The following is a 12,931-nucleotide window of genomic DNA, read 5'->3' as shown; positions in this document are numbered from 1 at the left end:
CGCCAGGTGTCTGCGCAGCGGGGATTACCATTAACGAATAGTCTTAGTAGTACCGAAAAAATGGCAGAGAAACGCAATATCTTTCTGGTTGGGCCTATGGGTGCCGGCAAAAGCACTATTGGGCGTCAGTTAGCTCAACAACTCAATATGGAATTTTACGATTCTGATCAAGAGATTGAGAAACGAACCGGAGCGGATGTGGGCTGGGTCTTCGACGTAGAAGGCGAAGAAGGTTTCCGTGACCGAGAAGAAAAAGTGATCAACGAACTCACGGAAAAACAGGGCATTGTGCTGGCAACAGGCGGCGGCTCTGTAAAATCTCGCGAAACCCGCAACCGTCTCTCCGCCCGTGGCGTAGTGGTCTATCTTGAGACGACCATCGAAAAACAGCTGGCACGCACGCAGCGTGATAAAAAGCGCCCGTTGTTGCAGGTTGAAACACCGCCACGTGAAGTTCTGGAAGCTTTGGCCGATGAACGCAATCCTCTGTACGAAGAGATTGCTGATGTGACCATTCGTACTGACGATCAAAGCGCTAAAGTGGTTGCAAACCAGATTATTCATATGCTGGAAAGCAACTGATTCTGGCTTTATATACACTCGCCTGCGGGTAAAAGCATTTAAGGTGGATGTCGCGTCATGGAGAGGATTACAGTTACTCTCGGGGAACGTAGTTACCCTATCACCATCGCGGCTGGTTTGTTTAACGATCCAGCTTCCTTCTTACCACTGAAAGCGGGTGATCAGGCGATGCTGGTCACCAACGAGACGCTGGCTCCGCTTTATCTCGACCGTGTACGCCACCTGCTTGAGCAGGCGGGCGTGAAGGTCGACAGTGTGATTCTGCCCGATGGCGAGCAGTACAAAAGCCTGACGGTACTGGATACCGTCTTTACCGCACTTCTGCAAAAACCGCACGGTCGTGATACAACACTGCTTGCCCTTGGCGGCGGCGTTGTGGGCGATCTGACCGGTTTTGCAGCCGCCAGCTATCAGCGCGGTGTGCGCTTTATTCAAATTCCAACCACGTTGCTGTCACAGGTCGATTCTTCTGTAGGCGGTAAAACGGCGGTTAACCATCCGCTCGGCAAAAACATGATTGGCGCGTTCTACCAGCCTGCATCGGTGGTGGTGGATCTCGACTGTCTGAAAACGTTGCCAGCACGCGAACTGGCGTCTGGCCTTGCAGAAGTGATCAAATACGGCATTATTCTTGACGGTGAGTTCTTCAACTGGCTGGAAGAGAATATGGATGCGCTGCTGCGCCTCGATGGGCAGGCAATGGCCTACTGTATTCGCCGTTGCTGTGAGCTGAAAGCAGAAGTCGTTGCCGCAGATGAGCGTGAAACCGGCTTACGTGCTTTACTGAATCTGGGGCATACGTTTGGTCACGCGATCGAAGCCGAAATGGGCTACGGTAACTGGCTTCACGGTGAAGCTGTCGCTGCCGGGATGGTTATGGCGGCCCGTGCCTCTGAACGTCTGGGGCAGTTCAGGCCGGAAGAGACAGCGCGTATCATCGCGTTGCTTAAGCGCGCTGGCTTGCCGGTGAGTGGTCCGCAGGAAATGTCTGCGCAGGCGTACCTTCCCCACATGATGCGCGATAAAAAAGTATTGGCAGGTGAGATGCGTCTGGTGCTCCCGCTTGCAATAGGGAAAAGTGAAGTGCGCGGCGGAGTGCCGCACGAAGTCGTACTTGGCGCTATTGCTGATTGTCAGCAGGCGTAACAACTAGAAAGGTCAGACCGCTGTAACAGGTGGTCGTTTTAGCTTCAGGTAAATGCAGAGTCGTTGGCAGAAGCCTTTGAGTGGGGTGTTAAATGGATGAATTCAAACCAGAAGACGAGCTGAAACCCGATCCCAGCGATCGTCGTACTGGTCGTTCTCGTCAATCTTCAGAACGTGATAACGAGCCGCAGATCAACTTTGACGATGTCGATCTGGATGCAGACGATCGTCGCCCTTCGCGTAGCCGCAACGCGCGCAATGAGCGTGAAGACGAGGCGTTTGAATCCGAAGAAGAGTTAATGGATGAACAGCCTGTTGAACGTCGTCCGCGCAAGCGTAAAAAAGCGGTAGCGGCAAAACCGGCCTCCCGTCAGTACATCATGATGGGCCTTGGCGTTCTGGTGCTGGTACTGCTGATTGTCGGCATTGGTTCCGCGCTAAAAGCCCCTTCTACCCATTCTACCGAGAAGACCGCGTCTGCCGAGAAGAGCATCGACCTGTCTGGTAACGATGCGAGCAACCAGGCGAATGGCGCTCAGCCTGCGCCGGGCACCACCTCCGCAGAGCAGACCGCAGGCAACACCAGCGCCGGTCAGGATATCTCTCTGCCGCCCGTCTCTGCTACCCCGACTCAGGGCCAGGCGCCCGCTACGCCTGAAGGCCAGCAGCGTGTTGAAGTTCAGGGCGATCTGAACAACGCGCTGATGCAGCCGCAGAATCAGGAGCAGGTTAACAACGCCGTGGTGAACTCCACGCTGCCAACTGAACCGGCCACCGTTGCGCCAGTGCATGGCAGCAATGCCCAGCAGCAAACTGCGGCAACGGAAACCAAACCGCGCCAGACGCAGACTGCGCCGCGTCAGGAACGTAAGCAGACCGTGATTGAGCCGAAGCGTGAGACGAAACCACAGGCTGTGGCAAAAGCGCCAGAAACGAAAGCGCCAGCGCAGACAAAACCTGCGGTGAGCCAGCCGGTTAAAGCGCCAACGCCTGCGGCAACCGCTGCACCGAAAGCAACGGCGACCACAACCGCGCCTGCGGCAACTGCGGCACCGGCTGCAACGCCAGCCGCTAGCGCATCCAACACCGCGACAGGGAAAACGACGGGTAACGTGGGTTCTCTTAAAGCCGCGTCATCCAGCAACTACACGTTGCAGCTGAGCAGTTCGTCTAACTACGACAACCTCAACGCCTGGGCGAAGAAATCGAATCTGAAAAACTATGTGGTTTATCAGACGACCCGTAACGGACAGCCGTGGTACGTGCTGGTAAGCGGTGTTTATGCTTCTAAAGATGAAGCAAAACGTGCCGTCTCCACGCTGCCAGCCGATGTGCAGGCGAAAAATCCGTGGGCGAAGCCGATTCATCAGGTGCAGGCCGATCTGAAGTAATGTTTAAAGCGCAGGATGCTGTCGGAGCTTTCTCCACAGCCGGAGAAGGTGTAATCAGTTAGTCAGCATGAAAAAAAATCGCGCTTTTCTGAAATGGGCAGGGGGGAAATACCCCCTGCTCGATGATATTAAAAAGCACCTGCCGAAAGGCGAGTGTCTTATCGAGCCCTTCGTGGGTGCTGGATCGGTGTTCCTGAATACCGATTTTTCTCGTTATATCCTGGCGGATATCAACAGCGACCTTATCAGCCTCTATAACATCGTCAAACTGCGTACCGATGAGTATGTGGAAGAGGCGCGGAAGCTCTTTACGCCAGAGAACAACAACCCGGACGTCTACTATCAGTTCCGCGCTGAGTTTAATCAGAGCCAGGATCCGTTCCGTCGCGCGCTGTTGTTTCTTTATCTCAACCGCCATGGTTACAACGGCCTGTGCCGGTATAATCTGCGTGGCGAGTTTAACGTGCCGTTTGGCCGCTATAAGCGCCCCTACTTCCCGCAGGACGAACTGTATCACTTTGCTGAAAAAGCGCAGAATGCCGAATTCTATTGCCTCTCCTATGAAGAGTGCATGGAGCTGGCGGGCGTAAACTCGGTGGTTTACTGCGACCCGCCTTACGCGCCGCTGTCTGCCACGGCAAATTTCACCGCCTACCATACCAACAGCTTTAGCCCTGCCGAGCAGGCGCGTCTGGCGGAGTTGGCGGAAAAGCTGGTCAGCAAAAGAATTCCGGTGTTAATTTCGAATCACGACACGCCTGATACGCGCGAATGGTACAAAGCCGCGAAGCATTTTCAGGTAAAAGTGCGTCGTAGCATTAGCAGCAACGGCGGCACACGTAAAAAGGTGGACGAACTTCTGGCGCTTTATCGACCCTGAGCCTTTGCCCGCCGGTAAACACATTTCAAGGAGATGCGGATGAAACAGTTTTTGATTGCTCCCTCAATTCTGTCGGCCGATTTTGCCCGCCTGGGTGAAGACACTGCCAAAGCTCTCGCGGCTGGCGCGGACGTCGTCCATTTCGACGTGATGGATAACCACTACGTTCCCAACCTGACCATCGGTCCGATGGTGCTTAAAGCGCTGCGTAATTACGGGATCACCGCGCCCATTGACGTGCATCTGATGGTGAAGCCGGTTGACCGCATCGTGCCTGATTTTGCCGCAGCGGGTGCCAGCATCATCACTTTCCACCCGGAAGCCTCCGAGCACGTTGACCGCACGCTGCAACTGATCAAAGAGAACGGCTGTAAGGCGGGGCTGGTCTTTAACCCGGCGACCCCGCTGAGCTATCTCGACTACGTGATGGACAAGCTGGACGTGATCCTGCTGATGTCCGTTAACCCGGGCTTTGGCGGCCAGTCGTTTATCCCACAGACCCTCGACAAACTGCGTGAAGTGCGCCGCCGTATCGATGAGTCTGGCTATGATATTCGCCTGGAAGTGGACGGCGGCGTGAAGGTGAATAATATCGGTGAGATTGCGGCTGCGGGTGCGGATATGTTCGTCGCGGGCTCCGCCATCTTCGATCAGCCGGATTACAAAAAAGTTATTGATGAAATGCGCCGTGAACTGGCGAAGGTAAGTCATGGATAAATTGCAGGCTATTCGGGGTGTATCATTTGACCTCGACGGCACGCTGGTCGACAGCGCGCCAGGATTAACCAGCGCCGTCGATCGGGCGCTGTATGCGCTTGAACTCCCCGTTGCGGGCGAAGAGCGCGTCGTGACGTGGATTGGTAACGGTGCGGACGTGCTGATGGAGCGCGCGCTGGCCTGGGCGCGTCAGGAGCGCGCCTCTCAGCGTTCCGCACAGGGAAAACCGAGCGTTGATCTCGCGGATATCCCCCAGGACGAACAGCAGCGTATTCTGCGTAAACTGTTCGACCGTTTCTATGAAGAGACCGTCGAAGAGGGCAGTTTCCTGTTCCCGGATGTCCAGGAAACCCTGAGCGCGCTGCACGCGAAAGGCATCCCGCTGGGGCTGGTGACCAACAAGCCAACACCGTTCGTTGCGCCTCTGCTGGAAGCGCTGGATATCGCGAAATACTTCTCCGTGATTGTGGGCGGCGATGACGTGCAGAATAAAAAGCCGCATCCGGAACCGCTGTTGCTGGTGGCAGGAAAATTATCCTTAGCGCCGGCGGAGCTGCTCTTTGTCGGGGATTCCCGCAATGATATTCTGGCTGCCAGAGCGGCAGGTTGCCCGTCTGTTGGGTTGACCTACGGCTACAACTACGGTGAGGCCATTACGCTGAGTGAGCCGGACGTTGTGTTCGACCACTTCAAAGATTTGTTGCCCGCACTCGGGCTCTCGCACAGTGAACATCAGGAATTGAATAATGACTAAGCCCATCGTTTTTAGTGGCGCACAGCCTTCAGGTGAACTGACCATTGGTAACTACATGGGTGCGTTACGTCAGTGGGTGAGCATGCAGGATGACTACCACTGCATTTATTGCATCGTGGATTTGCATGCTATCACCGCGCGTCAGGATCCCGAGAAGCTGCGTAAAGCGACGCTGGATACGCTGGCGCTGTATCTGGCCTGCGGAATCGATCCCGAGAAGAGCACCATTTTCGTTCAGTCTCACGTGCCGGAGCACGCGCAGCTGGGCTGGGCGCTGAACTGCTACACCTACTTCGGTGAGCTGAGCCGCATGACCCAGTTCAAGGATAAATCTGCCCGTTACTCTGAAAACATCAACGCCGGTCTGTTTGACTATCCGGTGCTGATGGCGGCCGATATTCTGCTGTATCAGACCAACCAGGTGCCGGTGGGTGAAGACCAGAAGCAGCATCTGGAGCTGAGCCGCGATATCGCCCAGCGCTTCAACGCGCTGTACGGCGACGTGTTCAAGGTGCCGGAGCCGTTTATTCCAAAATCCGGCGCGCGCGTGATGTCGCTGCTGGAGCCGACCAAAAAGATGTCTAAGTCTGACGATAACCGCAACAACGTTATCGGCCTGCTGGAAGATCCGAAATCGGTGGTGAAAAAGCTCAAGCGTGCGGTAACCGACTCCGACGAGCCGCCGGTAGTGCGCTACGACGTGCAGAATAAAGCGGGCGTATCCAACCTGCTGGACATCCTCTCCGGCGTAACCGGACAGAGCATCCCTGAGCTGGAAAAACACTTCGAAGGCAAGATGTACGGCCACCTGAAAGGCGAAGTGGCTGACGCCGTTTCCGGTATGCTGACCGAGTTGCAGGAGCGTTATCATCGTTACCGTAACGACGAAGCATTCCTGCAAAAAGTGATGAAAGAGGGCGCAGAAAAAGCCAGCGCGCGCGCGTCGGAAACCCTGAAAGCGGTGTACGAGGCGATTGGGTTTGTGGCGAAACCTTAAGCCGCCACCCGACAAATACGGACTCAATAAAAAAACCGGGAAATTCCCGGTTTTTTTACGCCTGAAAAACGCTTACTGCTGTGCCGCCGGGCCGCAACCGCCAATGATCTTCGAAATGGAGATCGCCGGGTGCAGCAGGTAATCATAGCTGCAATTATTTTTAGTATTTTGAACGTGACCGGTGCAGGCCGTCAGAGTTGATAACAGGCCGACCAGAACGGCAGCTTTTGCCAGTTTGAACATACGCATTCCTTGTCTAAAAATCTAAAATTGGATGTAACACGAGGGAATAAATGGAAAAGTTCCATTATGCGGGCGGTATGTTATCGACTGAGGTATGAAGGGAGTAGTCCGCATAAGGACTACTCCAGGAAGAGAGACTATGGTTAGTGGTTCGAGAACCAGTTCAGCTTTTCGCGCAGCTCAACCACGCGTCCAACAACGATCAGCGCCGGGCTTTGAACCTGCTGCGCCAGCTCGCCCAACTGCGTCAGCACGCCATCAACCACGCGCTGCGTAATGGCGGTACCGTTTTCTACCAGCGCGACCGGCATATCTGCTTCCATGCCGTGCTCCAGCAGTTTCGCCTGAATAGTGGCGGCCTGATTTAGCCCCATATAGAAGACCAGCGTCTGCTTTTCAGCGGCCAGATTATGCCAGTCCAGCTCGCTGCCGGTTTTCAGGTGCCCCGTTACCAGGCGCACGCTCTGGGCATAATCGCGGTGGGTCAACGGGATACCGGAATAGGCAGAACAGCCGGATGCCGCGGTAATGCCCGGCACTACGGAGAACGGAATACCCGCGTTGCACAGGGTTTCCAGCTCTTCGCCGCCGCGACCAAAGATAAACGGATCGCCACCCTTCAGGCGCACCACGCGCTTACCTTTTTGCGCTTCCCGCAGCAGGATCTGGTTGATCTCTTCCTGCGGCACGCAGTGATAGCCCGCCCGTTTGCCGACGAACACGCGGTCAGCATCCCGGCGTACCAGGTTCATGATGTCATCAGAGACCAGACGGTCATACACCACGATATCGGCCTGCTGGATCTGCTGTAGGCCTTTCAGCGTCAGCAGGCCCGCATCGCCGGGACCTGCGCCCACCAGCACCACTTCACCGCGGTGATCCAGCGGTTCAGAGAGAAGCTGCTCGGTGGTCTCTTCAACCGCTTTCGCGTCCTGATTTGCCAGCGACTGCGCCAGCCTGTCGTTGACAAAGAACTTCTCCCAGAAGCGACGGCGTTCGCCCACTGTTGAGAAGGTTTGCTTCACGCGGGAACGAAGCTGCCCGGCGTAGTGGGCAATCTGGCCGAGATGCTGCGGCAGCACGGCCTCCAGTTTTTCCCGCAGCAGGCGGGCAAGCACGGGCGAGCGGCCGCCGGACGACACCGCAATCATCAGCGGTGAACGGTCGATAATCGACGGCATGATAAAGCTCGCCTCTTTCGGCGCATCCACCACGTTACAGAAGATGCGGCGCGCTTCGCAGGCGTCGCTGACGCGCTGGTTAACGTCATCGTTATCCGTTGCGGCGATGGTCAGCCAGCAGGTTTCCAGCAGGGATTCATCAAATTCGCCCTGCACCAGCGTGAGCATCCCTTCCTGCGCCCAGACGTCAAACTGTGGGGCGAAGGTGAGGGCGTTAACGGTCAGGCGGGCGCCAGCCTCCAGAAGCAGGCGGGCTTTGCGTTCAGCCACATCGCCGCCGCCCACGAGCAGGCAGTCGCGGTTGCGTAATTGACAAAAAATCGGCAGGTGATCCACGACGTTACCTCACAGCATTCATGGCGGGGGAAGAATTGACGTCAGGATAACAGCAGGGATCGTACAGAACATACGGTTTTTCCTGCTGCTACCCACAAGAGGTCATAAGCCTTTCCTATTGGAAAGGCGGAGGGTTACGCTTTCAGCTGCACCTCGCCGTCCTTCACGCGGACGTCGTAGTGCTTCACAGAGAAGCTTTCGTCTTCCATGCAGCGCCCGTCGGTTAAGCGGAAGCGCTGCTTTTTCAGCGGGCTGGCGACCCACAGGTCGCCCTGGTGTTCCGCAATCAGACCGCGGGAGAGCACGCTGGCCTCAAAGAATGGGTCGATATTGCTGATGGCAAAGACCTGTTCATCGTGGCGAGGGCGGAAAATCGCCACCTGCTCGTTACCCAGCAAAGCACAGACGCCGGTTGCTGGCAGAATGTCGTTAATGTTGCAGATGTTTACCCACTGGCTCATGCGTTTTCCTCCACCAGCATCACCGGAATGCGTTCATACGGGGTTGCAGGACGATGCTGTTCGCGCTCCGGCACCACCTGCACGTTCGGGTCGCGCTGGGTGCTGTTGATAAAGTGTTTGAAGCGCGTCTGCGCCGCAGGCGTGTTCACGGTTTCGGTCCACTCGCAGATCACCGCCTCGCGCAGGCGAGCCATCTCGGACTCCAGCTGTTCGTTCAGACCCAGCTTGTCGTCAATGATGACCGACTTCAGGTAGTCGATACCGCCTTCGAGATTATCCAGCCAGGACGCGGTACGGGTCAGCTTATCGGCAGTACGAATGTAGAACATCATGAAGCGGTCGAGATACTTGATCAGCGTATCGCGATCGAGATCCGCCGCCAGCAGATCCGCGTGGCGAGGTTTCATCCCGCCGTTGCCGCACACGTACAGGTTCCAGCCTTTCTCGGTGGCGATGATACCCACGTCTTTACCCTGCGCTTCCGCACATTCACGGGTACAGCCTGAGACGCCGAACTTCATTTTGTGCGGAGTACGGATGCCTTTGTAGCGGTTTTCCAGCTCGACGCCGAAGCCCACGCTGTCGCCAACGCCGTAGCGGCACCAGGTGCTGCCCACGCAGGTTTTCGCCATGCGCAGCGCTTTGGCATACGCGTGACCAGTTTCGAAGCCCGCTTCAATCAGCTGACGCCAGATTTCCGGCAGATCATCTTTCTGCGCACCAAACAGGCCGATACGCTGGGAACCGGTGATTTTGGTGTACAGGTTAAACTCACGGGCGATACGGCCTACGGCGACCAGCCCTTCCGGAGTAATTTCCCCTCCGGCAGAACGCGGGATCACCGAGTAAGTTCCGTCTTTCTGAATATTGGCCAGGAAGTTGTCGTTTGTGTCCTGAAGCGGGGTGTGCTCTGGTTTGAGCACATACTCGTTCCAGCAGGACGCCAGCAGGGAACCGACGGTCGGCTTACACACTTCACAGCCGTAGCCCTGGCCATGTTTCTCCAGCAGCTCGTCGAAGGATTTGATGCCTTCCACACGGATCAGGTGATACAGCTCCTGGCGAGAGTAAGCGAAGTGCTCGCACAGGTTGTTGTTCACTTCGATGCCCTGTTTCGCCAGTTCAGCGTTCAGCACCTGCGTGACCAGCGGAATACAGCCGCCGCAGCCGGTACCGGCTTTGGTTTCGGCTTTCAGCGCCGCAACGGTGTGGCAGCCTTTGTTGATGGCGGAGATCAGCATGCCTTTAGTGACGTCGAAGCAGGAGCAAATCTGCGCGCTGTCCGGCAGTTTATCTACGCCGATCGACGGTTTACCGCTGGAGGCATGTGCCGGCAGGATCAGCGCGTCCGGGTTTTCCGGCAGCTCAATAGCGTTCAGCACCAGCTGGAGCAGGTTACCGAAGTCGCTGGTATCGCCCACCAGCACCGCACCGAGCAGGGTTTTGTTGTCCTGGCTGACGATAAGGCGTTTGTAGACCTCTTTGCTTTCGTCCAGATAGACGTAGCTGCGGGAGTTCGGGGTGCGGCCATGCGCATCGCCAATGCCGCCTACGTCCACGCCCAGCAGCTTCAGCTTGGCGCTCATGTCTGCGCCGGTAAAGGCGTTTTCGTTGCCGAGGATATGGTCAACGGCAACCTGCGCCATTTTGTACCCTGGCGCCACCAGACCGTACACGCGGTTATTCCAGCTGGCACATTCGCCGATGGCGTAGATATCCGGATCGGAGGTCTGGCAGGTATCGTTGATCATGATCCCGCCGCGCTGGGCGACGGCCAGGCCGCACTGCGTGGCGAGCTTGTCGCGCGGACGAATACCGGTGGAGAAGACGATGAAGTCCACTTCCAGCTCGCTGCCGTCGGCAAAGCGCATGGTTTTACGCGCTTCGGTACCTTCCTGCACGATCTCTTTGGTGTTTTTGCTGGTGTGAACCTTCACGCCCATGCTTTCGATTTTACGGCGTAGCTGATCGCCACCCATGTGGTCCAGCTGTTCCGCCATCAGCATCGGGGCAAATTCGATGACGTGGGTTTCAACGCCGAGGTTTTTCAGCGCGCCTGCCGCTTCCAGGCCCAGCAGACCACCGCCGACAACCGCACCGCGTTTGCTTCGACGTGCGCAGGATTCAATGGCGTTGAGGTCTTCAATGGTACGGTAAACGAAGCAATCCTGGGTTTCCGACCCTTTAATCGGCGGGATCCACGGATACGAGCCAGTCGCCATGATCAGCTTATCGTAAAAAACCGTACGCCCGGCGCTGGAGTGGATCACTTTCTCCTGACGGTTGATGGTGATAGCGCGTTCGCCCACCAGCACTTTTACGCCATGCTTCTCGTAGAACCCGTCGCGCACCAGAGAGAGCTCTTCGGCGGTATGGTGGGAGAAGTAGGAAGACAGGTGCACACGGTCGTACGCCTTGCGGGGTTCTTCACAGAACACGGTAATATCGAACTGGTCAGCATCGGCTTTATCGAGAAGATCCTCAATAAAGCGGTGGCCGACCATGCCGTTACCGATGATAGCGAGTCTGACTTTGCTCATTTTTGCCTCGATTTCTTTTCTATTACTGCCTACCTTAACGATTCAGCAGAGGCACTTATTGATGCAAATCAAATACGCCTGCACCTACCCCTTAGTGGGTATATCTATGATTTGTCAGGATTTTTATAAGTGGCGGATATTGTTCGTTTTTTGTGCTTGCTTGTTTTTTGCACAAATGTGGTGGGGTTTTTACGAATCGGCAGTCAGAGCGGGTGAGCAGGGTGAAACCCCTTTGCAGAACGCAAAGGGGTGATGGCGATTAGTGGGTAGCCGTTGCCGTATTGTGCTGGCGGTGACGGGTCACAAAGCCCAGCACGAAGCACATGATAAACACCACGGCGTACAGACCATTAGCGGTATGTAGCGCCGCCAGCGGGCCGCTGTGCGCCACAATCGGGCCCGTGACCACGAAGGTCAGCATGGTGCCGATGGTGCCGCAGGTCAGCACGAAGTTCACCAGCTTTGGCGAGGCCACTTTGGTCTGGAGTGAGCCAAGGGTGATGATCGAGGTATAAATCGCGCTGGAGAAGAAGCCCAGGGTCAGAATGAACCACGGCATATGCTCCGGGGAACCGTTGATGAACAGATACATCAGCACAGTCGCCAGACCCGCCAGAACGGTCAGAATACGTTGCAGGTCGAAGAAGCGCAGGATGAAGCTAAAGGCCCACATGCCGAACATGTAAGACATCCAGAAATCGCTCACCAGCTTGCCCGCGTCGTTCAGGCTCATGCCCAGACCTTTTGCGTATTCCGGTACCCACGAGATAAAGCCCAGCTGACCGAGGATGTAGCACAGGGCGGCAATGGAGAGGAACAGCACGCCGATACCCCATTTTTCCTTCGCCACCGGCTCTGAGGTGGTCTGCGCTTTTTTGCCGAGCACCGGGAAGTCACAGCCGAAGGTCAGAATGAAGATCGCGACATAGACCAGACCGATACAGGCGTATACCCAGTACCATTCAATGCTGCGCGCGAGAAGATACGCGGCGACCATCGGGAAAATCATCCCGGCCATGCTGAAGAAGGAGTCGGTAAACAGCAGACGCGCGCCGCGCTGGCGGCCTTCATACATATGGGTGATCAGGAACGTACCGATCGACATGGTGATCCCGCTCACCAGGCCCAGCACGAACATGGCGGCGGAGAACAGGGCGATGCTGTGGCTCAACATCAGGCCCGCCACGGCGGCAACCATCAGCACGAAGCCGAAGCGCAGCTGGGTTTTCAGCGGCACGATTTCCATCAGCCAGGCATTCAGGAAAATAGAGATCAGGATCCCTGCGTTCAGGAAGGTGAAGGTGTTACTCATGCTGGAAACGGGCAGCTGGAAATACTCTGCGATATTACCCATCACCATCCCGGTGACGATCACCAACGCGCCGGTCAGGGCGTAAGAGAAGAAGCTGATCCATGTGAGCTTGATGCGATTGCTGTTAGTCATGTCTGGCCTGTTAAAAGTAAAGAAAAACGCATGGACTGCGTTTGAGCGGGCAGATTTTAGTCGCGAAAGTGATCTAATTAAATCTTTTCAGAAAATTTTGAGCACAATTGCAGGCTTTAACGTGATAAATATCACATTCTATCGCGTGCTGAACAATCGTTTGCGCGGTAATAATTGTTTCAATTTCGTAAAATTAGGTAAAAGACTGGTCTGGGTTCATACTGCTCTTTAGAATCAAGCCATTCGCTTTTTATACTGC

12 protein-coding genes are annotated in these 12,931 nt (G+C 55.8%); 7 read left to right on the top strand and 5 right to left on the bottom strand.

Going from position 1 to position 12,931, the window contains the following annotated elements:
• The first annotated feature begins 60 nt into the window (after positions 1-60).
• From aroK to trpS, 7 genes are all read left to right on the top strand, one after another.
• Positions 61-582, top strand: coding sequence for a shikimate kinase AroK (gene aroK, locus IM300_RS07700; protein WP_003861630.1), 522 nt, complete (start codon positions 61-63; stop codon positions 580-582).
• Between the two features lie 57 nt (positions 583-639).
• Entirely contained in the window at positions 640-1,728 is a 1,089-nt protein-coding gene (aroB, locus tag IM300_RS07695) for a 3-dehydroquinate synthase (protein WP_063865743.1), read from the top strand.
• 92 nt (positions 1,729-1,820) lie between these two features.
• Positions 1,821-3,119, top strand: a complete 1,299-nt coding sequence (gene damX / locus IM300_RS07690; RefSeq protein WP_193035978.1) for a cell division protein DamX — start codon at positions 1,821-1,823, stop codon at positions 3,117-3,119.
• A 67-nt stretch (positions 3,120-3,186) separates the two neighbouring features.
• Positions 3,187-3,999, top strand: a complete 813-nt coding sequence (dam, locus tag IM300_RS07685) for an adenine-specific DNA-methyltransferase (protein ID WP_063449500.1) — start codon at positions 3,187-3,189, stop codon at positions 3,997-3,999.
• A 39-nt stretch (positions 4,000-4,038) separates the two neighbouring features.
• Positions 4,039-4,716 carry a ribulose-phosphate 3-epimerase gene (gene rpe, locus IM300_RS07680; protein ID WP_003861634.1) on the top strand — a complete coding sequence of 226 codons (678 nt, stop codon included), beginning with the start codon at positions 4,039-4,041 and terminating at the stop codon, positions 4,714-4,716.
• A complete protein-coding gene (gene gph / locus IM300_RS07675; protein ID WP_193035976.1) occupies positions 4,709-5,470 on the top strand; it encodes a phosphoglycolate phosphatase in 762 nt (253 codons plus the stop codon). The genes rpe and gph overlap by 8 nt, the downstream gene beginning before the upstream one ends.
• A complete protein-coding gene (trpS, locus tag IM300_RS07670; RefSeq protein WP_023298773.1) occupies positions 5,463-6,467 on the top strand; it encodes a tryptophan--tRNA ligase in 1,005 nt (334 codons plus the stop codon). The genes gph and trpS overlap by 8 nt, the downstream gene beginning before the upstream one ends.
• Before the next feature lie 72 nt (positions 6,468-6,539).
• Here trpS and IM300_RS07665 read toward each other — a convergent pair whose 3' ends face one another.
• From IM300_RS07665 to tsgA, 5 genes are all read right to left on the bottom strand, one after another.
• Entirely contained in the window at positions 6,540-6,710 is a 171-nt protein-coding gene (locus tag IM300_RS07665) for a YhfL family protein (protein ID WP_008503029.1), read from the bottom strand.
• Positions 6,711-6,853: 143 nt separating this feature from the next.
• Complete coding sequence (gene cysG, locus IM300_RS07660; RefSeq protein ID WP_063865750.1) at positions 6,854-8,227, bottom strand: siroheme synthase CysG; 1,374 nt, start codon at positions 8,225-8,227, stop codon at positions 6,854-6,856.
• Between the two features lie 134 nt (positions 8,228-8,361).
• A complete protein-coding gene (gene nirD, locus IM300_RS07655) occupies positions 8,362-8,688 on the bottom strand; it encodes a nitrite reductase small subunit NirD (RefSeq protein WP_063449497.1) in 327 nt (108 codons plus the stop codon).
• Positions 8,685-11,228 (bottom strand): nitrite reductase large subunit NirB, encoded by a 2,544-nt coding sequence (nirB, locus tag IM300_RS07650; protein ID WP_107534052.1) that lies wholly within the window; start codon positions 11,226-11,228, stop codon positions 8,685-8,687. Before nirB ends, nirD begins: the two co-directional genes overlap by 4 nt.
• Positions 11,229-11,487: 259 nt before the next feature.
• A complete protein-coding gene (gene tsgA / locus IM300_RS07645) occupies positions 11,488-12,672 on the bottom strand; it encodes an MFS transporter TsgA (RefSeq protein ID WP_063449495.1) in 1,185 nt (394 codons plus the stop codon).
• Positions 12,673-12,931 lie beyond the last annotated feature (259 nt).

Source organism: Enterobacter cloacae complex sp. I2 (genome assembly GCF_014896205.1).
In the GTDB taxonomy this organism is placed as follows: Bacteria; Pseudomonadota; Gammaproteobacteria; order Enterobacterales; family Enterobacteriaceae; genus Enterobacter; species Enterobacter quasihormaechei.
Note: the sequence above shows the minus strand (reverse complement) of the source record. Positions and strands in the feature narration are given on the sequence as shown.

Excerpts from the sequence above, each read along its gene's own strand:
- gph (WP_193035976.1), top strand. The coding sequence starts at position 4,709 with ATGGATAAATTGCAGGCTATTCGGGGTGTATCATTTGACCTCGACGGC.
- damX (WP_193035978.1), top strand. The coding sequence starts at position 1,821 with ATGGATGAATTCAAACCAGAAGACGAGCTGAAACCCGATCCCAGCGAT.
- aroB (WP_063865743.1), top strand. The coding sequence starts at position 640 with ATGGAGAGGATTACAGTTACTCTCGGGGAACGTAGTTACCCTATCACC.
- IM300_RS07665 (WP_008503029.1), bottom strand. The coding sequence starts at position 6,710 with ATGTTCAAACTGGCAAAAGCTGCCGTTCTGGTCGGCCTGTTATCAACT.
- nirD (WP_063449497.1), bottom strand. The coding sequence starts at position 8,688 with ATGAGCCAGTGGGTAAACATCTGCAACATTAACGACATTCTGCCAGCA.
- trpS (WP_023298773.1), top strand. The coding sequence starts at position 5,463 with ATGACTAAGCCCATCGTTTTTAGTGGCGCACAGCCTTCAGGTGAACTG.
- nirB (WP_107534052.1), bottom strand. The coding sequence starts at position 11,228 with ATGAGCAAAGTCAGACTCGCTATCATCGGTAACGGCATGGTCGGCCAC.
- aroK (WP_003861630.1), top strand. The coding sequence starts at position 61 with ATGGCAGAGAAACGCAATATCTTTCTGGTTGGGCCTATGGGTGCCGGC.
- rpe (WP_003861634.1), top strand. The coding sequence starts at position 4,039 with ATGAAACAGTTTTTGATTGCTCCCTCAATTCTGTCGGCCGATTTTGCC.
- dam (WP_063449500.1), top strand. The coding sequence starts at position 3,187 with ATGAAAAAAAATCGCGCTTTTCTGAAATGGGCAGGGGGGAAATACCCC.
- tsgA (WP_063449495.1), bottom strand. The coding sequence starts at position 12,672 with ATGACTAACAGCAATCGCATCAAGCTCACATGGATCAGCTTCTTCTCT.